Source organism: Clostridium sp. BL-8, from assembly GCF_002006495.1.
Lineage (GTDB): Bacteria > Bacillota > Clostridia > Clostridiales > Clostridiaceae > Clostridium.
This window is the reverse complement of the sequence record NZ_LZZL01000003.1, coordinates 1-23328: the sequence shown is the minus strand read 5'-3', so window position 1 is coordinate 23328 and position 23328 is coordinate 1. Positions and strand designations below refer to the sequence as shown.

23 protein-coding genes and 1 riboswitch are annotated in these 23328 nt (G+C 29.4%); of the genes, 16 read left to right on the top strand and 7 right to left on the bottom strand.

The genetic code is table 11. The features are described 5' to 3' along the window. Positions 1 to 161: 161 nt before the first annotated feature. Positions 162 to 1406, top strand: coding sequence for an MFS transporter (locus CLOBL_RS00990; protein ID WP_077857287.1), 1245 nt, complete (start codon positions 162 to 164; stop codon positions 1404 to 1406). 162 nt (positions 1407 to 1568) lie between these two features. Here CLOBL_RS00990 and CLOBL_RS00985 read toward each other — a convergent pair whose 3' ends face one another. From CLOBL_RS00985 to CLOBL_RS00970, 4 genes are all read right to left on the bottom strand, one after another. After that, positions 1569 to 2171: a trimeric intracellular cation channel family protein gene (locus CLOBL_RS00985; protein ID WP_077857286.1), complete on the bottom strand. Its 603-nt coding sequence runs from the start codon at positions 2169 to 2171 to the stop codon at positions 1569 to 1571. Between the two features lie 237 nt (positions 2172 to 2408). After that, positions 2409 to 2495, bottom strand: a riboswitch (glycine riboswitch). 71 nt (positions 2496 to 2566) lie between these two features. Beyond that, entirely contained in the window at positions 2567 to 2797 is a 231-nt protein-coding gene (locus CLOBL_RS00980; protein WP_077857285.1) for a hypothetical protein, read from the bottom strand. 48 nt (positions 2798 to 2845) lie between these two features. Beyond that, positions 2846 to 3124: a hypothetical protein gene (locus CLOBL_RS00975; protein WP_077857284.1), complete on the bottom strand. Its 279-nt coding sequence runs from the start codon at positions 3122 to 3124 to the stop codon at positions 2846 to 2848. Between the two features lie 233 nt (positions 3125 to 3357). Further along, complete coding sequence (locus tag CLOBL_RS00970) at positions 3358 to 4233, bottom strand: phosphatase (RefSeq protein WP_077857283.1); 876 nt, start codon at positions 4231 to 4233, stop codon at positions 3358 to 3360. A gap of 182 nt (positions 4234 to 4415) precedes the next feature. On the opposite strand from CLOBL_RS00970, the gene CLOBL_RS00965 reads away from it, so the two are divergent. The 8 genes from CLOBL_RS00965 (at position 4416) to CLOBL_RS00930 (ending at position 13865) form a co-directional block, all read left to right on the top strand. Next, the gene (locus CLOBL_RS00965; protein ID WP_077857282.1) at positions 4416 to 5159 is read left to right on the top strand and encodes a hypothetical protein; all 744 of its coding nucleotides are present in this window, start codon (positions 4416 to 4418) and stop codon (positions 5157 to 5159) included. A 131-nt stretch (positions 5160 to 5290) separates the two neighbouring features. Further along, positions 5291 to 6061 (top strand): DUF2087 domain-containing protein, encoded by a 771-nt coding sequence (locus CLOBL_RS00960; RefSeq protein WP_077857281.1) that lies wholly within the window; start codon positions 5291 to 5293, stop codon positions 6059 to 6061. Between the two features lie 7 nt (positions 6062 to 6068). Continuing rightward, on the top strand, positions 6069 to 7319 hold the full coding sequence (locus tag CLOBL_RS00955; RefSeq protein WP_179117660.1) for an MFS transporter: 1251 nt from the start codon (positions 6069 to 6071) through the stop codon (positions 7317 to 7319). Between the two features lie 110 nt (positions 7320 to 7429). After that, a complete protein-coding gene (locus CLOBL_RS00950; RefSeq protein WP_077857279.1) occupies positions 7430 to 9106 on the top strand; it encodes a M3 family oligoendopeptidase in 1677 nt (558 codons plus the stop codon). Between the two features lie 349 nt (positions 9107 to 9455). Then, on the top strand, positions 9456 to 10556 hold the full coding sequence (locus CLOBL_RS00945) for an FIST N-terminal domain-containing protein (RefSeq protein ID WP_077857278.1): 1101 nt from the start codon (positions 9456 to 9458) through the stop codon (positions 10554 to 10556). Between the two features lie 14 nt (positions 10557 to 10570). Next, a complete protein-coding gene (locus tag CLOBL_RS00940; protein WP_077857277.1) occupies positions 10571 to 11569 on the top strand; it encodes a methyl-accepting chemotaxis protein in 999 nt (332 codons plus the stop codon). A 215-nt stretch (positions 11570 to 11784) separates the two neighbouring features. Continuing rightward, positions 11785 to 12375 carry a hypothetical protein gene (locus tag CLOBL_RS00935; protein ID WP_077857276.1) on the top strand — a complete coding sequence of 197 codons (591 nt, stop codon included), beginning with the start codon at positions 11785 to 11787 and terminating at the stop codon, positions 12373 to 12375. A 152-nt stretch (positions 12376 to 12527) separates the two neighbouring features. After that, positions 12528 to 13865, top strand: a complete 1338-nt coding sequence (locus tag CLOBL_RS00930) for a Na+/H+ antiporter NhaC family protein (RefSeq protein WP_077857275.1) — start codon at positions 12528 to 12530, stop codon at positions 13863 to 13865. 103 nt (positions 13866 to 13968) lie between these two features. Here CLOBL_RS00930 and CLOBL_RS00925 read toward each other — a convergent pair whose 3' ends face one another. After that, positions 13969 to 14148, bottom strand: coding sequence for an H-type small acid-soluble spore protein (locus tag CLOBL_RS00925; RefSeq protein ID WP_009171742.1), 180 nt, complete (start codon positions 14146 to 14148; stop codon positions 13969 to 13971). A gap of 278 nt (positions 14149 to 14426) precedes the next feature. On the opposite strand from CLOBL_RS00925, the gene CLOBL_RS00920 reads away from it, so the two are divergent. From CLOBL_RS00920 to CLOBL_RS00905, 4 genes are all read left to right on the top strand, one after another. Next, positions 14427 to 15632 (top strand): glycosyltransferase family 4 protein, encoded by a 1206-nt coding sequence (locus CLOBL_RS00920; RefSeq protein ID WP_077857274.1) that lies wholly within the window; start codon positions 14427 to 14429, stop codon positions 15630 to 15632. A gap of 111 nt (positions 15633 to 15743) precedes the next feature. Further along, complete coding sequence (locus CLOBL_RS00915; RefSeq protein WP_077857273.1) at positions 15744 to 16436, top strand: L,D-transpeptidase family protein; 693 nt, start codon at positions 15744 to 15746, stop codon at positions 16434 to 16436. Positions 16437 to 16680: 244 nt separating this feature from the next. Then, positions 16681 to 17907 carry a CBS domain-containing protein gene (locus tag CLOBL_RS00910; protein WP_077857272.1) on the top strand — a complete coding sequence of 409 codons (1227 nt, stop codon included), beginning with the start codon at positions 16681 to 16683 and terminating at the stop codon, positions 17905 to 17907. 15 nt (positions 17908 to 17922) lie between these two features. After that, a complete protein-coding gene (locus CLOBL_RS00905; protein ID WP_077857271.1) occupies positions 17923 to 19176 on the top strand; it encodes an Nramp family divalent metal transporter in 1254 nt (417 codons plus the stop codon). On the opposite strand, the gene CLOBL_RS00900 is transcribed toward CLOBL_RS00905, so the two are convergent. Together CLOBL_RS00900 and CLOBL_RS00895 are read right to left on the bottom strand one after the other, a co-directional pair. Continuing rightward, positions 19160 to 20173: a lysylphosphatidylglycerol synthase transmembrane domain-containing protein gene (locus tag CLOBL_RS00900; RefSeq protein WP_077857270.1), complete on the bottom strand. Its 1014-nt coding sequence runs from the start codon at positions 20171 to 20173 to the stop codon at positions 19160 to 19162. The genes CLOBL_RS00905 and CLOBL_RS00900 overlap by 17 nt on opposite strands. Beyond that, positions 20163 to 21218, bottom strand: coding sequence for a glycosyltransferase (locus CLOBL_RS00895; RefSeq protein ID WP_077857269.1), 1056 nt, complete (start codon positions 21216 to 21218; stop codon positions 20163 to 20165). The genes CLOBL_RS00900 and CLOBL_RS00895 overlap by 11 nt, the downstream gene beginning before the upstream one ends. Positions 21219 to 21543: 325 nt before the next feature. Here CLOBL_RS00895 and CLOBL_RS00890 point away from each other — a divergent pair, with 325 nt between their 5' ends. The 3 genes from CLOBL_RS00890 (at position 21544) to CLOBL_RS00880 (ending at position 23226) form a co-directional block, all read left to right on the top strand. After that, positions 21544 to 21855, top strand: a complete 312-nt coding sequence (locus CLOBL_RS00890) for a hypothetical protein (RefSeq protein WP_077857268.1) — start codon at positions 21544 to 21546, stop codon at positions 21853 to 21855. A 70-nt stretch (positions 21856 to 21925) separates the two neighbouring features. Next, positions 21926 to 22252, top strand: a complete 327-nt coding sequence (locus tag CLOBL_RS00885; protein WP_009171734.1) for a hypothetical protein — start codon at positions 21926 to 21928, stop codon at positions 22250 to 22252. Between the two features lie 95 nt (positions 22253 to 22347). After that, entirely contained in the window at positions 22348 to 23226 is an 879-nt protein-coding gene (locus tag CLOBL_RS00880; protein ID WP_009171733.1) for a DegV family protein, read from the top strand. The last annotated feature ends 102 nt before the right edge of the window (positions 23227 to 23328 follow it).

Below are 23328 nucleotides of genomic sequence, written 5' to 3'. Positions count from 1 at the left end.
AATAAAAATGAAAAAAATATATATATTTGACTAATAATAGTGAAACTTATACTAAATTATAACATTAAAGTAATGATTTATATAGAAATTATTCAATAGGAATGTTTTGAATGTGTTGGAATTTATGGGTAAAATATATTAGGTAGAGGGGGCATAGCAAAATGAAAGAATTCATAAAAAATTATAAAAGTCTGCCAAAAGAAATGTATGTTATATGTTTTGCAACACTTATAAATTGTTTGGGAGAATTTGTAGGACCATTTTTGGCATTATATCTTACTCAAAAAATTGGCATGACAACTGCAGTATCTGGAATGATAGTAACATTATCATCAGTTATAGGTATTCCTGCATCAATTTTAGGCGGGAAAATATCTGACATGAAGGGAAGGAAAAAAATATATATTTATGCACAAAGTTTATCAGCAGCATTGTTGATCCCTTGTGCTTTCACTCAAAATCCAGTGATTACCATAATATGTCTGATTGTAAGTACATTCTTTGGTGGCTTTGTACGTCCAGCATATTCTTCAATGATGGTAGATATACTTTCAAATAAGCAAAGACAAGTTGGCCTTTCGCTAAATTATCTTTCTATAAATGCAGGCATTGCCATAGGGCCTATAGTAGCAGGCTTCCTATTTAATAATCTTTTACCAATGTTATTCTTGGGGGATGCTTTGACTTCTTTTGCAGCAGTATTTTTAGTATGGAAACATATTGAAGAGACATATGCAGTAAATAGTGAAGAGAAAGTTCAAAATAAAGCTGAAGCAGCAGAAAAGGGAAATACATTTCAAATGCTTTGGAAAAGACCAGAATTAAGTATATTTTTAGGCTTAAATATAGTATATAGCTTTGTTTATTCTCAGCATAAATTTTCACTTCCAATGACATTAAATGCACAGTTTAACAATGAAGGAGCAAAATACTTTGGCTATATTATGAGCACAAATGCTATTACAGTTTTAATTTTAACAGTTTTCATAGGTTATATAACAAAGAGGAATCATCAGTTAACCAATATGACTCTTACAGGAATATTGTATGCAATAGGTTTTGGAATGATAGGTTACCTTAATAGTTTTTCGTTTTTTATAATATCAACAGTAATATGGACTTGTGGGGAGATTTTAAGTTCTATAAGTTCGGGAGTTTATGTAGCAAATAACAGCCCGAATAATTATAGAGCTAGGTTAAATGCCATAACCAATTTAGGTAAATTTTTAGGAGCAGCACTTAGTACTTCTTTTGCAGGAGCATATATAGAATTATATGGCTGCAAAACCTTATGGTTTCTAGTGTTTCTTATTTCAATAATAGCAGCCATAGCAATGTTTGGTCTAAAGATTTTTTCGGTAAGAACCCGAAGAATCAAATCTAATGTAGTAACACATGCTGAGTAAACGAAAGAATTTATGATGGTGAAAAATATTTTGAAATTGTATCTTTCAAAGTGCATAAGATTTAGTAGGCATGCTTTATATTCTATTTATAAAGCATGTCCAAAAACTGTATGGAATTAAGTTGAAATTATTCTTAAACAAGATAGAAGTTAAATGAAACGACTATTTTAAATTTATAATCGGAAGATTGATTTTTTTAATATAGCAAATCATTCTTATTGAAAATATAGTGATTAAGGATAAATGCTGGGCAATACGAGCACCAGCAACAGGATATAAAAACCATAATAGAAGTGAGCCAATAATTCCTGCAACACAGTAAACATCAGTTTTAAATATTTCAGGTTTTCTATTAGTAATTATATCTCTAAGCATTCCACCACCAACACCGGTTATGCTTGCAGCAAATAAAAATAACATTAAATTATACCCATTTTCAATAGCTTTAAGGCCTGAAGATACAAAAAAAGCAGAAAGCCCAATAGCATCTATTATTACGAAAATAGTATTATATTTTAATTTACCACGAAGGATAATAGGAATAGTTCCTCCTAAAATTATAAAGGGAATTGTTTTATAATTTGAGAAGAAGGCTGGAATACCAGCATTAGTTACGATATCACGAAGAACACCGCCTCCCATAGCAGTAACAGTAGCTAAAATGTATATTCCAAATAAATCAAATTTTTCTTCAATTGCAACGAAAGCACCAGATGCTGCAAATGCAAAAATGCCTAAATATTCTAGCAGAGCAATATCATACATAGATAAAATATTCCTTTCTATTAATTTTACTTATTTTATAAGAGCTTGTCTTTAAAGCGCATAAAAAAGAGACGAATTGCGTAAACAATCCGCCTCTGTTATTTTACCTGAAAGATTCTCTTTAATAAGGCTTATTTAAAAATAACTAAATAACATACATATTAATGTACTTGTGAGTTATTTTATTTGCTTAATTAAAAGATTGCTTCTTGGGTGTCATAAGACTTTCCAGAGTTTCGTCAGAATTCGGTCCTTTTGCCTGAGAGTTTGTTGCGACTTCACCTTCGGCGCTGCTATATCTGCAGTCTCTCCCAAATTCGTCATACGATCTATATAAATTACCAACTAGATTATAAATTAGTTCTAATTGGATGTCAATGAATTATAATCTAATATTATATCTTATCTGTATATTCATCGTCAGCATCATCGTCATCATTTAAATCAATGGACTTTGAGGATAAAGAAGAGCGTGAAGTATTTGAATTATCAGCACTGTTATCATCAGTATTATTTACATCTTCAGTATCAGAAGCTTCTGATTTTGATGAGTTTATATCAGCTCCTGATTTTTGTATACAGTACCCCTCTGAGGTTGGACGCTGAGGAATTCTTTTATTATCCATGCTAATCACTCCTTGCTTAATTGATATTGTATAGTTTTTTACAAGATTTTATATTTCACCTTTGTATTCAAATTCATCACTATCATTATTCATATCAGAATATTTTATTAGTGTAGGTATTCTTTTAGTAGGATCGGAAGCTTTTTCACGTTCAATACTTCTAGCACTTGAATTATATCTATCTTTTGAATTTGTTGAGTTATCTAACGTATGTTGTATATTCCTAGCATAATGAGAAGGTTTTGTATTTGGTGAATGAAGATCAGTTAATTTTTCAGTATCATAATCTCCAGGTGTTGGAGAATATGGGGCTTTTTCATTTGTCATGGCAATCACTCCTAACATAATTGGTTTAGTATTAATAAGATCTTCTTTATAATTATTATTTGAAAAAACAGTTATATTAATCTGAGAAGTATATGGATATTAAATAAAATAATAAATTAATTTCATATATATTTAAAATGTTGAAATGTATAGAAAATGATGGTGGTTATAATTAAAAAATACATAGGATATAAAAAAATTCACAGTTAACTTTTGAAAACTGTGAATTTCTTCTATATTAGATTAAGTGGAAGCCATGGTTTTAAGATATCATATGGTATTTTTGTGCCTTGAATACTTTCTCCAAGTTTAACTGTAGGTTTGAGTTTGCCATGGTAATCACTTCCGCCACTAGAATAAAGTTTATTGTTCTTGCAATAATCAAGGAGAGCTTTTGTTCTATCAATTGAATGAAGAGAATGATAGGACTCTATTCCATCAAGTGCATTTAATGATACTATTGAATCTAAGAATTCCTTATGATCATCGGCAAAATATCCATATAAATGAGCGAGAAAAGATTTTCCACCGGCTTTTTTTATAATAGCAGCAATTTCTGGTACTGTGAAATAATTTTTTGTTTGATCAAGAAAGAAAGGACTTTTTTCATTATTTACGCAGGTTCTATAAAATGCATTAAGACTTTCCCAAACGTCTTTAGTAAAGTGCTTTTCATTTTCAGGATATTTTTTAAGGTCAGCATGCATTAGCTGTGTTGCAAAATATTTACCTTTAATAGATAGAGATTTGCTATATTTTATATTAAGGTTTCTGCATACTTCCATCATCTTATCAAGATAAGTATTTTCTCTTTCGAGAAACTTTTCATCTGAAACTATACCCATGGAACTTATGGTATCAAGGTCAAGACCATAGCCTAATACTTCGATAGGTTTCCGATTATGAACAACAGAAAATTCGCAACCAGGAATGATTTTACCTTTAAAATATTCATGTATATCAAGTTTTTTTAATTTTTCATAGGCACTAATTGAGTCGTGATCTGTAATAGCTATATATTTTAAACCTATTTGCTCAGCTTTTATCAGTATATCTTTGGGTTCATCTGAACCATCAGATGAGGTTGTGTGAATGTGTAAATCAATCATTTTAATACCTCCTCAAGATAAGTTATATTTTAATTTTATATTAATTAACGAGTGAATGAAATACGATATTAAATATAATTTCACAGAGCTAAAGGAAAGATAAGTTTGTAATAATTATAATATATTTAATTTTAGAAAATAATAAGGATATTAAAAATAAAATTAGTATTTAGGTGTTAGAAATGAAGAAAACTTTATATGATTGCAAGGATAAAATAAAAGAATTACCAATAAAAAGTAAATATAATAAAGATGAAATTTTAATAAAGGACCTTTTAATAGAAAAGGCTGGAGATATAGAAATATATTATTCACCTCATAATGAATATATAAACTCAAAAGCAAAAGTGTTTATTGTTGGGATAACTCCAGGATTTCAGCAAATGAGTACTGCTATTTCTGAGGCGCGAAGGGCATTAGAGAATTCAGAAGATATTGAAGAAATTCAATACAAATGCAAAAAGGCAGCACGTTTTAGTGGCAGTCTTAGGCGAAACCTTATTAATATGCTAGATGAGATTGAATTAAATAAATTTTTAAACATAAGAAGCTGCAGTCAATTATTTGAAGAAAAAGATTACTTGCTGCATACTGTTTCTTTAATACCTTATCCTGTTTTTGTTAAAGGACAGAACTACTCAGGCTATTCTCCAAAGCTCATTAATAATGAATTCTTAATGAAATATATTTATGAGAATTTTGTTGATGAATTGAAGCAATTAAATAATTCAGATAGCATTCTTATAATACCTTTAGGAAGGTGTGTAGAAGAAGTTTTATTTAAGCTATCAGAATATAAAATCATAGCCAGAAATCAAATTCTTAATGGATTTCCACATCCATCTGGTGCAAACGTAAATAGAATACTTCAATTTAGTGAAAATAGAAATAAAATGATTCAAGTAATAAAGTCTTTTGATAATTAGAGATAGTTCTTTATTTGAAAGAATATACTTCTGTAGTCAAAAATTAAAAATGTCTATTTATATATAGACATTTTTAATTTTAAGACATATAATAATAAAAAGTGGTATTTTGTTGGAAAGGATTGATTTTTGTGGATATAAAATCAAATGAATTATTTTGGAGTGCAGAGGTAGAAGAAGTAAAGAAAGGTTCTATTGAGTATGAGGAGGAATATAAATGCATAATTTGCGAGGAAGCCTTTCAAAAGGGAAGAATATATGAAATTGATTCAGCATTATATGATGCGGGGAAGGCAGCAGAACTGCATGTGAAAGAGAAACATGGTTCAATGCTTGAATATATGCTTGATATGAATTCAAGCTTTACTGGAATATCAGAAGTTCAAAGAGAATTAATTAAATTGATAGCTAAAGGATTAAGTGATAAAGAGATCGCAAAGGAGCTGGGTGTTGCTCAATCAACAATAAGAAATCATCGCTATAAATTAAGGGAAAAAGAAAAACAGGCAAAATTATTTTTAGCCATGATGGATTTACTTGCAAATGAAGCAAATAGGAAGATAAATAAGCTTGATAAGGAAACTATCTGTGATGCACCTAAGACTGCGACTACTTTAGATGATAGATATAATATTACAGATAAAGAAAAGAAGAGCGTAATTGAAAATTATATGAATGAAAATGGCGGCTTAAAGAGTTATCCTTCTAAGGAGAAAAAGAAAATCATTATATTAGAAGAGATAGTTAAGAATTTTTCTAAAGGAAAGATGTATTCTGAGAAAGAGCTCAATAGAATATTAAAGAGAATGTATGAAGATTATGCAACAATAAGAAGAGCCTTAATTGAATATGGATTTATAGAAAGAACCAATGATTGCAGCAGCTATTGGATTAAGGAGTAACGTAAAAATGAAAGGTAATAAAAACTTCTGGAGGTATATAGGTGGAAGGTTTGTATCTTTAAATGGAAGCGGTATACAAACCATTGCCCTTCCGTTATATGTCCTTGACTCAACCGGTTCCGGAACGTTAATGGGAATTTTGTCAATGTTCATACTCATTCCAATGCTTATGACAGCACCTTTTGCCGGTGTGATTGGAGATAGAAGTGATAGAAGAAATATTATGATAGCTATGGATTTTGGGCGAGGTATACTGGTTTGCATTTTAGCCGTTATAGCAATGAGAGGAAATTTTAATATATATATTTTATTTATATTACAGATATTTATATCAATAATGGACAGTATATTTAATTCTTCATCGATAGCTCTCATGCCAGATTTAATATCTAAAGATGAACTTATGGAAGCTAATTCTATTAAAAGTGGTTTTGATGCAGGATCTAATATTATTGGGCCAATATTAGGCGGAGTGATTTATGGAATATGGGGAATACAAGCTGTATTTTATATAAACAGTGCTTCTTTTGTGATTTCAGCAATATTTTCTATTTTAATTACTTATAGGAAGAAAGCAGTTCAAACAGAGAAAATAAATATGAGAATCTTTCTTCATAAAAATCATGAGATATTAAAATTCATTGTAAGTAAAAGAGGATTATTTCAATTGTTTACCTTTGCTATGATTGCAAATTTTATTATTACACCTTTATTAGATGTAGTAATGCCATATGTTTTAAAGAAGGAAATTGGATTTACCTCAGAACAATATGGATATATTGCAGGCTTTTTAGCAGTGGGGGCACTACTTGGGAACGTTAGTATCCTAATATATTTTAAAAAATTAAGATTAAAGCGACTGATGCGCTACGGGTTTATTTTTGAAACTATTTTAAGAACAGCTGTTTGTGGATTAGTCTTTCCGAGTATAGTAAGTATATATGGAGGAGCAACTTGGACGTTGTTTATATCAATAGGAAGTCTTTGCATGATGATGGAATTCTTTAATGCTTTTGTAAATACTTCAATTGGGACAAACCTTCAAAATTTAGTTCCAGATAAAATGAGATCCGGTTTTTTTGCTATATTTGGAATGCTTTTGCAAGGGGCTATGCCTTTAGGAACTTTGCTATTTGGAATTCTGCTTGATTTAGTGAAATATTATAATCTTTTAATTGCCATGAATTTATTAGTTATCATAGCTGTAATAATTTTTCTATTAAAAGCCTGTGATGAAGCTTACGAGGCAAAAAATTAAAGAATGTTTTTTGGAAATTCAAGAAAACTCTCCATATGTAATAATATTTTTGCAAGTAGTATATAATAGAAAATATATAAGCTAATTATGTAAATTGGGGAGGAATGAAAATGATAGATGAAAGTTTCAAATTATCAGAACTTCCATATGAGAGAGTAACAATTGAAACTTTTGAAAAGGAAGCATCAGATATAATTAATGAATTTACTAGATCTAAAAGTGGTGAAGAACAATTTGAGATTCATAAAAGATATTATAGCTTAATGAATAAAGTAAGTACTGCTATGATTTTAGCATCTCTAAGGCATGATGGAGATGTATCGAATAGGTTTTATGAAGAGGAGCAGGAGTATTATGATAAAATATCTCCTAGAATTGAAAGTTTTAAGGTGAAGTATCAAAAGCTGCTCTTTGAGTCTCAGTATAGAACTTACTTTGAAAAGATTATAGGAACAGTACCATTTAAAGATATTGAGCTTAAGCTTAAAGCTTTTGATGATATGCTTATTCCTCTTAAACAAGAAGAAAATGCTCTAGTATCAAAATACAATAAGTTAATAGCTAAGACTAATGTAGAATTTAGAGGGGAAACACTTAGTCTTTCGTTACTTGGAAAATATCTGCAGTCAAAGGATAGAGAAACTAGAATTGAGGCGGCAAAAGCTAGAAGTGGAAAACTCATCACTATTGCAGATGAATTAGATGAAATTTTCGATAAGATTGTAACTAACCGCAATGAACAGGCCAAATTAATGAAATATGAAAATTATGTTGAACTAGGTTATTATAATATGCAGCGTAATTCTTATGATAAAAATGATGTTGCTAATTTTAGAAATCAAGTTAAGAAATATTTAGTGCCATTTGCAACTAAAATGCACGAAGAGCGAAGAAAGCGGCTTGGAATAGAAAAACTTGACTTTGTAGATGAAGGGATTTACTTCCTTGATGGAAATCCTGTTCCTATTGGAAGTGCTGATGATATTTTTGCAGCGGGTAAAAAAATGTATAATGAGTTATCTACTGAAACAAGTGAATTTTTTAACTTTATGTTAGATCATGATCTATTTGATGTATTAGGACGAGCTAATAAAGCAGCTGGTGGTTATATGGATATGTTAATGACTTACAAGGCACCAATTATATTTGCTAATTTTAATGGTACAAGTGGAGATGTGGATGTTATAACTCATGAATGTGGTCATGCGTTTCAAGGGTATTTAACAAGAGATGATGAAATATTAGAACATAATAACATAACTATGGAAACGGCAGAAACTCACTCGATGTCAATGGAATTTTTTACAGGTAAATGGATGGAATTATTCTTTGGAAATATGGCTGAGGATTATAGAAAGATGCAGGTTGAAGATGCTATAGCATTTGTACCCTATGGATGTATGGTGGATGAATTTCAAGAAATAATATATACAAAACCAGAGCTGACCACAGCTCAAAGAAGAGAGGTTTGGAAGCAGTTAGAAAAAGAATATAAGCCTCATCTTGCTTATATGGATGATGAATTTTATAGTGAAGGGCGCAGGTGGCAGATGCAAAAACACATATATAATTATCCATTCTATTATATAGATTATTGTCTTGCTCAAACTTGTGCACTTCAATTTAAAGGAATGATGGATGAAGATTATAATGATGCTTGGGAAAAATATATAGAATTCTGCAGACAGTCAGCTAAGGATTATTTTCCTAACATGCTTAATAACGTTGGACTTAGAAGTCCATTTGAAGAGGAGTTTGTAAAAGAACTTGTTGATAAAATAAAATAATAAATTTATTATAAACAGCCAATCTTTATTTTGTAACTGAGGTTTTTCTATTTATAGAGCCAATGTACAATATAGATGAAAGGCTGTTTTTTATGGAGCTATAAAAAGCTACGGAGATTAACAATGCATGTATAAGATTACATTCTTATTAGTCCTTATAAGTTGAAATATGGAATATGACATTATTATTTTAAATTTTATAGCATATTATTGCTTATAATAGAAAATTTAGGTATAATTAGCATACATATAATATAAGTTTAACAATAAAAGGATAATATTTTAATTAAGTTGTTAATAGAATGGAGTTTATGAAAGGATACATATCTTATTATAGAAGGTGATAAATGTGAAATACAAAATTGGAAAAAGTGTTAAAAATAATTTTGATGAAGCAATATCTGAAGCTACAATTGGTCTGAATTCACCTAAACTAATATTATTTTTTTCTAATGTTGATCAGTTTGAAGGATATGCTGAAAAAATAAAAGAAAAATTTAATAGCAGCATTGTTATTGGATCTACTACTTTTGCAGGTTTCTGCAAAGATGGAGCCTATAAGAATGGATTGCTTTTAATGGGGATTGAAGATGGAATTGAATGTTATGGAGGGGTATTAGAAGAAGTAGAGCGTTATCCATTGAAATATGTTGATAGAATAACAGAGTGTGTAAATAAATTTCATGACACTTCTAATACTGTATGTTTTGAAATTTCTTCCGCATTAATTAGTTGTGAAGAATTAGCTTTATCTACGTTAAATTCTGTACTTGAGGATAAGAAAATTCCATTGTTTGGAGGATCTGCAGGTGATCCTGGAAGAGCTGAGAAAACTATGATTTCTTTTAATGGAAAAGTGTATAGTAATGCGTGTGCCTTTGTAATAATCAAAAATTTAAGCGGTAGAATTAAATTATATAGAGAAAATATTTATAAACCAACAGAACATTATTTCACGGCAACTAAAGTAGATGTAAGAAATCGCATAGTTCATGAATATGATAATAAACCAGCTGCAAAAGTAATGGCTGAGGCATTAAATACAACTATTAATGAGCTTCCTAAATATTTAGATAGTTATCCACTTGGAAGAATTATTGGAAGTGATATGTATATTACGGCTAATCAAATGGTCACTGAAAATAATGGGATGGCATATCATGCAAGGGTATATAACAATTCGAAAATGGTACTTTTAGAGCCAGATGCTTATAAAAATGTTATTAGGCAAACAATAAACAAAGTAAAAAAAGATGTTCCAAATCCATCATTATCAATTATGGTAAACTGTTTAGCAAGGTCAATGCTTTTTGAAAAAGATGGATATTTGAATGAATTTGCAAAAAACATGAGTGGTGCTTTGGGGGATTATATTGGGTTTGCAGGTTACGGAGAACAACTTGGAGAACAACATTTTAATCAAACAATGGTTCTTGCTGTATTTGAATAGTGAGGTAGTAATATATGAAGTGGTTTAAATCAAATAAAAATATAGATATGAATTCGAATGAGGAAGTAGTTTTAAAATTAGAGCAAAATGATAAGTTAGGTTTAGAAAAAAATATGAATGATGATAAATATATTAACTATGGTGTATTACATATAGAAAAAAAGCTTGGAGAATATATGGATGAAGAGGTTAAAGTAAGTCAATCTCTTGAGGAAATAAATGATACATATTCACAAATTAGTAATATACAAGATACCATTAGCAGCCTTGATTCTAATTTTAATGACTTTAGTCAATATGCAAATAAAATTAATGGTGTTATGAATCGCTCTGAAGTTGCAGTTAAACAAGCGGATGATAAAATGGGAGAATTAGCAGAGAAAATCAATGGTACATGTACTCAGCTTGATTTAATTACAGAAGCCTTTCATACATTGGAGAATAATTCTAAAAACATTCAAGACATGTCAAACAGTATAACAGATATAGCTAGTAGCACAAATCTTCTTGCGTTAAATGCATCAATTGAGGCTGCCAGGGCTGGAGAGGCTGGAAAAGGATTTGCTGTAGTAGCGGAAGAAATAAGAAAATTATCAGCATCCACAACTGAGTTAGTAAGTGGGATTGACGTAAGTGTTAAGACTTTGTATGACAGCATTGATTCATTAAGACAAGAAATTGAAAGTTCAAAAACAGCAATTCGTGATAATTTCGAGTATGCACAAAATGTTCAAAAAGATTTTAAACAAGTAACTGATTGTACAAATGAAGTTAAAGAATTTAGTGAACACATAATTACGGGCATTGAACGTACAAGCTCTGAGCTTAATGGAGCTGCAATAGGAGTGGGTTCTATAGCTGAACTGGTAGCCTCATTTGGGGATAAGTTAAATAATTTAAAATTAAGGATGAGTAAAAGATCAATTATAATTTATGATATTATTAATTTCTTGCAGCAAATTGAAAATATATTAGCGGATTCATTCGGCAGAAAAAATAAAAATGTAAATTAATTTTTAAATTTATTTTAAATAGCAAAGGTACTAATCAGAGATTAGTGCTTTTTTTAATATTAAAAACTTATTTAATATTAAAGAACTACTTGCTGTACATAAAAGTTCTGCTATATGTAGATTTATATTTTTTATTCAGATAGGGAAATATATTTTTATATTAAAGAAAGGATTTTTTCTTTATATAAAAATATACCGAAAGGAATAAAATTATTATGAAAAATAAAAATAGTAATTTGGCTATTGTGGCTGCAATACTATTTGAAATAATCTTAATAAGTGGAGTCATTTTTAATATTGTAATAAAAGAGTGGAAAGATTTATACCTGTATTTTATGACTGTTATATGTATTGCATTTCCTTTTATAATTGTAAAACTTGCTAATATAAAAAGGATAGTATTGCCATCTAGTTTTCAATTAGTATCGGTAATATTTATTTTTCTTGCACAATATTTTGGGGAAATTATGCAGTTCTATAGTAAGTTATGGTGGTGGGATTTACTTCTTCATGGAGCATTTGGCTGCTATGCGGTAATTGTAGGATTTCATTTAACAGAAGAAACAATTATAAAGACTAAAGAGGTTACTCAAACAAGGTTTATTATCTTTGTACTAATTTTTTCGTTTTCCTTTTCTATTACACTAGGTGTAATATGGGAAATAGTTGAGTTTTTAGGAGACTATTTTTTCAAAACAGACATGGTAAATGGCGGACTTGAAGATACAATAACGGATTTACTTATAAATATGCTAGGATCTTTTATAGTTTGCTTAATATACTACAGAAGAAGATTGAAAGCATAAATAATTTATATAATAGGAGTAAAGAGAAATGCCTTGTGTGTATACTTTAATTATATTACAATCTAATAAGTGTACATATTAAATAGATTTAGAAGAGAATAGGATGTTTTAGCCTATTGAACTTTATCTATAATGGTTAATGGGGCGATGAATTGGAAATTACAGTTGCATTTATAGTTTGTTTTTTATTATTAATTTATAGTTCAATAAAAGGAATTTTCGTAGGATATACGTTAATTATAGGACTATTAATATTTATAGCCTTAGCTTGCAAAAAAGGCTTTAAATTTATTGATGTTATACATATGGCCTATGCAGGAGGCAAGAAGTCTTTCATTGTACTTGAAATTTTCATATTAATTGGAGCAGTAACATCTACATGGATGGCCAGTGGAACAGTTCCTGCTATAGTTTATTATGGAATGCGGTTTTTAAATCCTAATATTTTTGTAGTTTATGTATTTTTAATAACAGCCTTAGTATCATTTTTATTAGGAACCTCCTTTGGTACTGTTGGAACAGTGGGAGTAGCTTTTATGGCTATGGCAAGAGGAGGCAATGTTAATTTAAGCTTAACGGCAGGGGCAGTTCTTGCAGGAGCATATTTCGGTGATAGATGCTCACCAATGTCCTCTAGTGCTAATCTTGTAGCAAATATTACAATGACTGACTTATATATGAATATTAAAAATATGTTTAAGAGTTCCATAATACCTTTTATAATAGCATTTTTTATATATCTAGCTTTTTCATTTAAATTTCCATTAAATGTTCAGGAAAGTGATATAAGTGCGGAAATTTTAGGAAGCTTTAATATAAGTGTTATTACCTTGGTGCCGGCAATTATAATATTAGCATTTTGTATATTTAAGATAAATGTGAAAATATCTATTTTAGTCAGTATAATTGCAGCCTGCATTATAAGTATGGTACTTGAACATAATTCAATAAGCCAGGTAATAAGGTATATAATAGAAGGATATAGCATAGAAGATAATGATATTTTAGGCAGCATTATAAAGGGTGGCGGAGTATTATCTATGCTCAAATCTGCTTTAGTTGTATTTGTATCGTCTGCTTTTACAGGTATATTTGAAGGTACAAAAATGTTAACTAATTTAGAAGAAATAATAAATAAGTCTAAAGGCAGAGTAGGATGCTTTTTCACTACCGTTATAGTAAGCATTATTACAGCAGCTTTTGGCTGCAGCCAGGCTCTTTCAGTAATTCTTACTCATATGCTAATGAAGAAGAATTACGAAGAAAATAATATAGATAAAGACCAATTGGCTTTAGATATTGAAAATTCAGCAATAATCATAGCACCGTTAATTCCTTGGAATATTGCTGTATTAGTGCCATTAACTACTCTTGATGCAGGTGCAGATGCTATTATTTATGCATTTTATTTATATTTAATTCCTATAATCAGTATAGTATATTTTAAATTAAATAGTATGAAAAAAACTGCAATTCAAAATACAATATAAAATATCTCCTATCTAAAAAACTCATTAGAAAATCTAATGAGTTTTTTTGTTGCATTTAATATAATAAGGCAGCTGCTAAATATAAAAGTAGCTGCCTTATTTTTTAATGTTCCTGCAAGTTGTTTACAGATACTTCACGTGATTTTTTAGGGTTATTTAAGAAATGTATGCTGGCAGTATCTGAATTTTCATTCACATTTTCGATATAAATTGGTGTTCCGTTATAAGTTACGTTAACCATAGTAGGTAAAGATGAAATTTCTTTTGCACGTTGTTTGTCCATTGATATTGCCTCCTTCTAATTTTTATTAACATACTTTATATTTTTACTAATTACCGTATTGAGTATTCGTTATAATTTAAAAAAGTTTATAAATTAAGCAGAATTTTATTAATACTAATATTATAAAATTGCATTTAAGTTTAATAATCAAAGTTAATCTTTTGGTAAATTTTAAGAAGGCAAAGAAAGTATCATAATTAAATTATTAATGGAAAAAATAAATTTATTGTAATAATAAATTTTTATTATGTTATTTAGAGCTATAGGAGGCTGAAGAAATGAAGATTTTAATAACAACAGATACGTATTCTCCTATAATAAATGGTGTCGTTACTTCAATTAATAATTTATATAGAGAATTAAAATGTAAGGGACATGAGGTTAAGATTTTAACTTTGTCAAATACAGGGGATGAAAAGATAGATGGGGATGTGTATTATTTAAAATCAATTAAAGTTGGTATTTATCCTGATACGAGAATTATAAATATTATTTTACAAAATGGGCTTATTAAAAAAATTATTAAATGGAAGCCAGATGTTGTTCATTCACAGACAGAATTTTCTATGATGTTAGTATCTAAATATATTTCTCGTAAATTAAATATTCCACATATACATACATATCACACTATGTATGAAAACTATCTTAATTATTTATTTAAAGGAAAAATAATAAATAGAAATGCATGCGCTAAAATAATTAAGGTACTATTAAATAGTCTTGATAGTATTATAGCACCAACAGAAAAAACCAGAGATACATTAGTAAGTTATGGTGTTAAGAAACCTATATATGTAGTACCAACTGGAATAGATTTAAGCAGATTTAAACAAGAATTATCATTAGAAGAAAAGCAGAAAATTATGTCCGAATTAAATATTAATAGACAGGATAGGATTATAGCTTATATTGGTAGAATAGGGGAAGAAAAAAATATCAGTGAGCTTATAAGATTGATGCCTGATGTTATAAAAGAGATTCATAATGTAAAGCTTTTGATTGTGGGAGGAGGACCATATTTAAATGATTTAAAAAGTTTAGTTAAAAAAGATAAAATAGAAGAGAGAGTTATTTTTACAGGAATGATAAATCCCGAAGAGATTTATAAATATTATAAAATAGCAGAGGTATTTGTTACTGCATCATTTAGCGAAACCCAAGGTTTAACTTACGTGGAAGCTTTAAGCAGTGGATGCCCGGTGGTTTGTAAATATGATCCTTGCATAAATGGAGTAATTGAACAAGGGAAAAATGGCTTTTCCTATAAAGAAAAAGATGAATTTGCACATTATATAAAGAGAATATTAAGTGACATTAAGTTAAGAGATAGAATGAGTAAAGAAGCTGTTATTAATGCAAATAAATATTCTAGTGATAGTTTTGCAAGAAGTATTTTGGATAAGTACTTTTATGTTGTAGATACTAATAGGGAAAGTAGTATTTCTGTTGCAAAATTAGTGAATCCTAAACCACAAAAATAAAACATATAATTTGATTTCTATCAATGTTAAATCGTATATATATGAAAGTATAAGATTTGTTTAAAAATAAATAGTGTATTAAAAAGAGTAAAATAGGATGAGGTGCAGCAGTTGAAAAAGAATAGATTATTAAGAAATATTTTTTTTGTGATTACAATATTTTTTATGTTTAATATACTAGAATATAATACATATGCAGTTCAGAAAATTACTAACAGTAAAAATATTGCTATACTAGTAGATTTAAGTGAAGAAAGAATTTATTTAATAGATAAGAATAAAAATTCAATTATAAAAAAGTACAGTATTGCGAGCGGAAAAGCAAAAACGCCTTCGCCAATAGGAACATGGAAGGTTATTAAAAAAGATAGATGGAGCGGAGGGTTTGGTACAAGATGGATTGGCCTAAATGTTCCTTGGGGTAAGTTTGGAATTCATGGGACAAATAGGCCGGGGTCAATTGGATCTGAAGCATCTCATGGATGTATTCGAATGTTTAATAAAGATGTTGAGGACTTATATGAATATGTTGAATATGGAATGATAGTAAGCATATATTCAGGACCAAATGATCCATTTGAAAATGGATTAGTTACTTTAAAACCTGGAGATAGAGGTTCAGATGTTCTAGGGGTACAAAGAAAAATGAAGGAAAAAGGATATTATCCAGGAGAGTTAGATGGTATATATGGAGAGGGAATGAAGTTTTATGTAATGAAATTTAGGAATGATAATGAGCTTTCAATTAGCCATTATATAGATAAAGATTTTTATCAGAAACTTGGAATAATACTTACAGATTAAATTTATGAGCTTTTACGAGCTCTTTTTTTTGCGTATCAATCACTTTTTATAAGTTTGTGCAGTAAGATGTATAAAAAACATTTTTAATTCTTTAATGTGGTTTAAAGGAAGTGGTAAGTTTAATGGATGATCCCAAGCATCATAAGCAAGTGAAAATAAAGAAGTTATTGTCCAAAAATATATTTAGGGTGTACTTGAATTAAATTTAACAGTGTGCACTCTAAAGATAAGGAGGGTGCGCAAAGTGCAATTTAGAAGTGTTTATTTAAGCAGGATATTGGACAGAAAAATATATACCTTGAATAATGAAGTTTTAGGAACATTAATAGATCTGGCTGTTGATGTTAAGTATAAAAATCCTAAAGTTACCATAGCTGTTGTTAAAACAAAAAATGGAATAAAATTTATTGATTTCAATAACATAAATGTATATAAAGACAAGAAACAGTATATGATGATTTGTAACAAGATTATAGGAAAAGAACTGGAAGATTGTCTGCTTCTAAAGAAGTATGTTTTAGATAAGCAAATTATAGATGTGAATGGAAGAAAGGTAGTTAGAGCTAATGATATTAGATTGATTATATTAGCCTCAGGTATGTTTATTGCTGCAGTAGATATTGGTCTGGAAGGTATTTTAAGACGAATTGGAATTGCTAAGCCGTTGAAGAGATTAGGTGTAAAAGTATCTAGCAAGCTAATGTTGTGGGGAGATATTGAAACAGCATATGCTTCAAGAGACATTTCTCTTTCAAAAACATATGAAAAACTGCATACTCTTCATCCGTCTGACCTTGCGGATATTATTGAAGATTTTGATGCAAATACAGGAGCGATTATTTTTTCAAGCTTAGATACTGCAAAGGCAGCAGATGTTCTAGAAGAATTAGAAGAGGATGTACAAATAAGTCTGCTTAGAATTCTTTCTACAGATAAGGCCGCTGATATATTAGAAGAGATGCCAGCAGATGAAGCAGCTGATGTATTAGATGGTCTCAAAGAAGATAAGGCAGAAGAATTACTTAACAATATGGAAAAAGAAGCTTCAGATGAAATAAGAGAGCTTATGGAATATGAAGAAGATTTGGTCGGAAGTCTCATGACCACAGATTTTGTTTCATGTCCAAGTCATTATACTGTAGCTGATGCGGTCAATGACATTAGAAAAGATCAAGAAGAAATTGAACAGTTTTACTATGTTTATGTTGTAAATGAAGTAAATAAACTTATTGGAGTAGTATCATTAAAAGAATTAATTATTGCATCTCCTACTCAGAAGTTAGAAGAGGTTATGAGTAAGAAAATTATATACATTCAGGATGAAGAAAAAATAAGCGATTTAATAAAAGATATAACCAAATATAACCTGCTTGCTATGCCCGTAGTTGATGAAGAAATTCATTTAATTGGAAGTGTAAGTTTAAATGATATTATGTTTGAAATAATTAAGCATAATAAAAAAGTTATATAGCAGGGAGGGGAAACAGTGAATGGGAAAAGAATAACATGGATAACAAATTTAGTAATATTTTTTAGTATTCTAGGTCCAGGAATTATAACAGGCAGTGTAGATAACGATGCAGGTGGTATTACGACCTATTCGGTAGCTGGTGCAGCCTATGGATATAAACTGCTTTGGGCATTAATTCCATGCTTCATTGTACTCGTTATAGTACAAGAGATGAATGCTAGAATGGGAATAGTAACAGGAAAGGGCTTGGCTGATTTAATTAGGGAAAATTTTGGGGTTAGGATAACTTTCTTTATTTTCATTGGATTAATTATTGCAGATATGGGGAATACAGCTACTGAGTTTGCTGGAATAGCTGGTAGTATGCAGATTTTCGGCGTAAGTAAGTATATTTCTGTGCCGCTTGCTGCTATTGCAGTATGGATTTTAGTTGTAAAGGGAACTTATAAGACAACAGAAAAGTTATTTCTAGTTTTTAGTTTATTTTTGCTATCTTACATTGCCTCAGCATTTCTAGCAAAGCCAGATTGGCATGAAATAGGAAATGCTTTAATTCATCCGACCATTGAAACTAATTTTGATTATGTAGATACCGTTGTCGGTATGATAGGAACTACCATAGCTCCATGGATGCAGTTTTACATGCAGTCAGCAGTTATAGAAAAGGGGCTAAAGATAGAAGATTTTAAATATGAAGTTTGGGATGTTGTGGTTGGAAGCATTATTACAGTAATAGTTGCTTTTTTTATAATTGTAGCCTGTGGAGCAACTCTTAATAAAAGTGGAATTCAAATAGGAGAGGCCAAGGATGCTGCATTAGCATTGCAGCCTCTTGCAGGAGCTTTTGCTTCTGAAATTTTTGCTTTTGGACTTTTTATAGCTTCAATTTTTTCTGCGACAATATTGCCTTTAGCCACAGCCTTTTATATTTGTGAAGCTTTTGGTTTTGAAGCTGGAATAGACAAGTCCTTAAAAGAAGCACCTGAATTTTTTACATTATTCACAATAATAATTTTAGCAGGAATCATAATAATCCTAATTCCAGGAGCACCACTTATTGAAATAACCTTAGGATCACAGGTGATAAATGGTGTACTTTTGCCGGTGGTCCTAGTCTGCATGATGCTTATGGTAAATAACAAGGAGATTATGGGCAAATATGTTAATGGTGGAATAAAGAATGCAATTGGGTGGATAACAATTATAGTGTTAATTATACTAACACTTATCCTTGCCATCGAACCTTTGGTAGCTATTTTCTTGAGTTAATTTTTGGAAGTAGTAAAGTAAATATACTTCCTATAGCAATTGACATATAATAGGTCAATATTCTCCATATAAAAATTGCTGTTATAATTGTATCTGCTTTAAAGAACAAACCATAAATTAAGTAAAAACCACCTTCAGCGCCACCTTCAGCACCAGGGAGTGGGATAATTGCCATGAAATTTATTAAAAAGATTTGAGCAGCTATCATGGTTAATATATCGGCAGAATTAAAGCCAAAGCTCCTATAAATACAATATGGTACAGTAAAAAAAGCTAACCATTGAAGAATTGTAAAAATAGATGCCATAAGGCACATTTTTATATTTTTTGTTATTAGCAAGGTATTTTCATGAAAGTTTTTTAGTTCAGTCTCTATTTTTTTATAAAGTTCTTCAGGTTTCTTTAACAGTTTGAATTTTTCTAATAGTTTAAATATAAACATGAATATGCCTTTAGTTAACCTACTGCTAGTTGAAAATAAAATCATTAATGCCATGATTATTATATGTACAACGAAGCCAGAAACACAAAAGTATATAAAATAATTCACTCTTGAATTAAAATAATTAAATTTAAATACAAATGCTAAAAGTAAAATAATTATATTTATTAATTGATGTATTATAAATTTAATCATTAAAATTGAACCAGAAATTCCAGCTGGAATTCCATTTTCAGTCATTGCATATAACTGAGCAGGCTGGCTTCCAGCTGAAAATGGAGTAACAGCACCAAAATATTGTCCAATCATTTCAAATTTTAAGCATTTTAAAAATAAATTATCTACATTATAAAACTTCTTAGTTATTATGTATAAGGCAAGTGTTTCAAATAACCAAAACAGAAGTATGAGCACGAAAGAAAAGAGCAGCCATAAGAATATTAAAGTTTTTAAATCTTGAAGTATAGAGTTTAAACCTTTTGTAAAAAGAAAGAATGATATGAAAATGCAGGCAGAAATAATCATTGCAATTGAATTAAATATTTTATTTTTCATCTATATTACTCCTAATTTGAATTTTCTTGCAGTATATTGAATCATAAAATTCTTTCCACATTTTTAAAACATAATCTTTAGAATAAAATTTATGGCATTCCCAGGAGTTATTGCACCAGGTCTCATAATTTTTACCTTTACTTTGCATGGCAGTTATAATATCTTTAAATTCAAGTATATTTTTCCCGCGTAAATAATAATCAAATAAAATGTTATGATATATATCTAAATCTCTTAAAAGTACTGGGATTTTTAATGCCATAGCTTCGAGAATGGACATTGGAAACAGTTCATTATAAGAAGGTAAAAACATCAAATCGCAAATGTTGTATATATCATTCATCTTATCTCTATCTATAATACCTAAAAATTTAACGTTAGGAGGCGGATTTGAAACAAGCTTTTTAAGTTCTGCATAACCATCAGTTATTGGACCAAAAGAAAATCCGCCTGCCCATATAAATTGAATATTAGGAAGGCTTTTGGAAACTTCAATAAAATCAGTAACACCTTTCCGAGTTTGGACTTGCCCAACTCCTAATACAACAAATTTTTTTAATGGTATATTGTATAACGCTTTTATGGTGTTAATCCTTTCTTTATCATATCTATAAAAACTTTCTTCGGAAACAAAGTTAGGGATATAAGTTACCTTATGTTCATCTATTTTATAACGTTTAAGAATGTCGATAAAATATGGGTTAACTACTACTAAGTGATCAACGCTTTTGTAGAACCAAATTATATACTTATAGAATAGTTTCTTTATTATAGCAGGCAGCTTTAGACTTTCTTCTATGGTTTCAGGAACAAAATGCACATAAGCCACACTTGTACCCAGTAATTTTGAAAAAGGAATGCTTAAAAAAAATTTTAAGTCAATAGTGTGATAGTGGACAATGCCGTGTAAGTTAGAACTGTTTATTGTAACTTTATAATTGTCCTTAAGTCCATTTTTAACTAAATTAACTTGTTCTATATATGCTGATAGGACTCCTTGCCCTTTTACTTTATCAGCAGAAGAAAGCATATTAATTGTGTGCATAAAGATCTCCTTTCTTATTACAATCACTTAACATGAACGTATTCTTTAATTATCATTAATTTAGTTTTTGTAAAATTTTATTATATATTCTAATTTAAAAATTATAATGAAGTGTCATTAGACTTAATGGAAAAGTTGATCTTAAAAGACAGAAGTATTTTTGATTATTCCTGACTGCAGGTAATAAAAATATTTCTTAACAGTATATTTTAAGTTCAAAATTGTAGAAAGTTTTACCGTTTTGTTTATAGAATTAATAGCATTGTATTTTTTTTCAAATATATGATATTATTTATACTAAAGTATTTTGTTTGGGGGACAAGTTATGAAAGCATTAAAGGTTATGTCGATAATTGGATTGGTATATATTCCGATTTGTTTCTTGATTATGTGCATGGCAGCTGGATTTACCCTAAGAGGTGCGCTTGCATGGGGAATATTAGGAATGTTTTATGCATTACCATTTTCAATTGTAGGTCTAGTCATATCAATTAATTTATTAAAAAGTAAAAGCAGAAATTTAAATATTGATATTATAGACAAATTAATTGATTTAAATGAATTAAAGGAAAAAAATATCATCAATGAAGAAGAAGTTAATAAAATAAAAGCGCAATATTTTAATATGAGATATTAGGGCGTGATTAATTACGGTTAATTTTAAAGATGTTAATATGAGAGTATTTAAATGAATTGGGAGATGAATTATGAAAGCAGTAAAAGTTATGTCTATAATTGGAGTGATACTTTTATCCTTTTGCTTAATTTTATTATTTGCTGGTGAAGCTGGCTCACGGCGAACCACCGCTGAAGTTGCTGTGTTTTTTGGAGCAATAGGTTTAATTTATTCAATAGTATATGGAATTATAGTATTAGCGGCATCAACTAAGAAAAGCAATAGAAAGATTGCAGACGCAAGTCTTAACATAAAAGATCAGCTGATTAAATTAGGTTATCTAAGAGAAAAAGAAATCATAACTGAGCAGGAATTTAATCAATTAAAAGAAGAATATTTAAGTAAATTATATAGATAAACTAATACACCTTACAACATTTTTTATTGTCGGAATATAATAAAAGTAGAGAAAAAATTTATGTACAAATGAAATGTTGGAAGGGGAAAATCTCAATGAGAAAAATTAAGATAATAACAGATTCATCATGTGATCTATCTTATGAGATTATAAATTCTTTAGACATTGGTTATTTAGGACTAGAGTGTGAATTAGATGGAAAAAAGATTGTAGAAGACTGTGGACAAAGCCTTAGTTATAAAGAGTTTTATGAAAAGCTTCGAAATGGAGCTATGCCAAGGACAAGTCAAGTAAGTCCAATAAATTTTTCTAAAGAGTTTGAGAAGTGGATAGGTAAAGATTATGATATTTTATATATAGGGTTTTCTTCAGCACTAAGTGGAACCTGCAATAGTGCACTTATTGCAAGAGAAGAAGTTTTAGAAATATATCCAGAATGTAAAATAATTATAATAGATACAAAAGCCGCTACTAGTGGGCAGGGATTATTGGTATATATAGCTGCAAAATTAAAAGAAGAAGGAAAAAGTATTGATGAAATTGCTCAGTATATAGAGGATAGAAAAAGAAATGTATATCACTTTTTTACAGTAAAAGATTTGAAGTATTTAGAACGAGGCGGAAGAATAAGCACTACATCAGCAATATTAGGTAAGGTTCTAAATATTAATCCTATTTTAACTGTTACTGAAGAGGGAACTTTAGAGTTTTTAGAAATGGTAAGAGGAGAAAAAAAGGTATTAAGAGAATTAGTTAAGAAAATTGAAAAAAATATTGATGGAGTAGATATTGATACAATTTTTGTTTCTCACGCTGATAATGAGGAAGCAGTTAAATATTTGTGTAAATTGATTAAGGAGAAATTTAACGTTAAGGATATTATAATAAATTATATGGGATTAGTAATAGGAAGTCACACTGGATATGGAGCAGTGGGAGTTTTTTTTATAGGAAAAGAAAAAAATAATATATGATATAGGAAAAACACAGTTATAGGTATACAACCTTAAACTTATACTTGTGTGGTAACTTACCGAAATCACATACATTTTTATTCCGCAGGACTTGTGAAATTT

What these genes read in the sequence shown, in the direction of transcription:
- CLOBL_RS00990 (WP_077857287.1), top strand. Translation starts at nt 162, where the DNA reads ATGAAAGAATTCATAAAAAATTATAAAAGTCTGCCAAAAGAAATGTAT.
- CLOBL_RS00985 (WP_077857286.1), bottom strand. Translation starts at nt 2,171, where the DNA reads ATGTATGATATTGCTCTGCTAGAATATTTAGGCATTTTTGCATTTGCA.
- CLOBL_RS00980 (WP_077857285.1), bottom strand. Translation starts at nt 2,797, where the DNA reads ATGGATAATAAAAGAATTCCTCAGCGTCCAACCTCAGAGGGGTACTGT.
- CLOBL_RS00975 (WP_077857284.1), bottom strand. Translation starts at nt 3,124, where the DNA reads ATGACAAATGAAAAAGCCCCATATTCTCCAACACCTGGAGATTATGAT.
- CLOBL_RS00970 (WP_077857283.1), bottom strand. Translation starts at nt 4,233, where the DNA reads ATGATTGATTTACACATTCACACAACCTCATCTGATGGTTCAGATGAA.
- CLOBL_RS00965 (WP_077857282.1), top strand. Translation starts at nt 4,416, where the DNA reads ATGAAGAAAACTTTATATGATTGCAAGGATAAAATAAAAGAATTACCA.
- CLOBL_RS00955 (WP_179117660.1), top strand. Translation starts at nt 6,069, where the DNA reads ATGAAAGGTAATAAAAACTTCTGGAGGTATATAGGTGGAAGGTTTGTA.
- CLOBL_RS00950 (WP_077857279.1), top strand. Translation starts at nt 7,430, where the DNA reads ATGATAGATGAAAGTTTCAAATTATCAGAACTTCCATATGAGAGAGTA.
- CLOBL_RS00940 (WP_077857277.1), top strand. Translation starts at nt 10,571, where the DNA reads ATGAAGTGGTTTAAATCAAATAAAAATATAGATATGAATTCGAATGAG.
- CLOBL_RS00935 (WP_077857276.1), top strand. Translation starts at nt 11,785, where the DNA reads ATGAAAAATAAAAATAGTAATTTGGCTATTGTGGCTGCAATACTATTT.
- CLOBL_RS00925 (WP_009171742.1), bottom strand. Translation starts at nt 14,148, where the DNA reads ATGGACAAACAACGTGCAAAAGAAATTTCATCTTTACCTACTATGGTT.
- CLOBL_RS00920 (WP_077857274.1), top strand. Translation starts at nt 14,427, where the DNA reads ATGAAGATTTTAATAACAACAGATACGTATTCTCCTATAATAAATGGT.
- CLOBL_RS00900 (WP_077857270.1), bottom strand. Translation starts at nt 20,173, where the DNA reads ATGAAAAATAAAATATTTAATTCAATTGCAATGATTATTTCTGCCTGC.
- CLOBL_RS00895 (WP_077857269.1), bottom strand. Translation starts at nt 21,218, where the DNA reads ATGCACACAATTAATATGCTTTCTTCTGCTGATAAAGTAAAAGGGCAA.
- CLOBL_RS00890 (WP_077857268.1), top strand. Translation starts at nt 21,544, where the DNA reads ATGAAAGCATTAAAGGTTATGTCGATAATTGGATTGGTATATATTCCG.
- CLOBL_RS00885 (WP_009171734.1), top strand. Translation starts at nt 21,926, where the DNA reads ATGAAAGCAGTAAAAGTTATGTCTATAATTGGAGTGATACTTTTATCC.
- CLOBL_RS00880 (WP_009171733.1), top strand. Translation starts at nt 22,348, where the DNA reads ATGAGAAAAATTAAGATAATAACAGATTCATCATGTGATCTATCTTAT.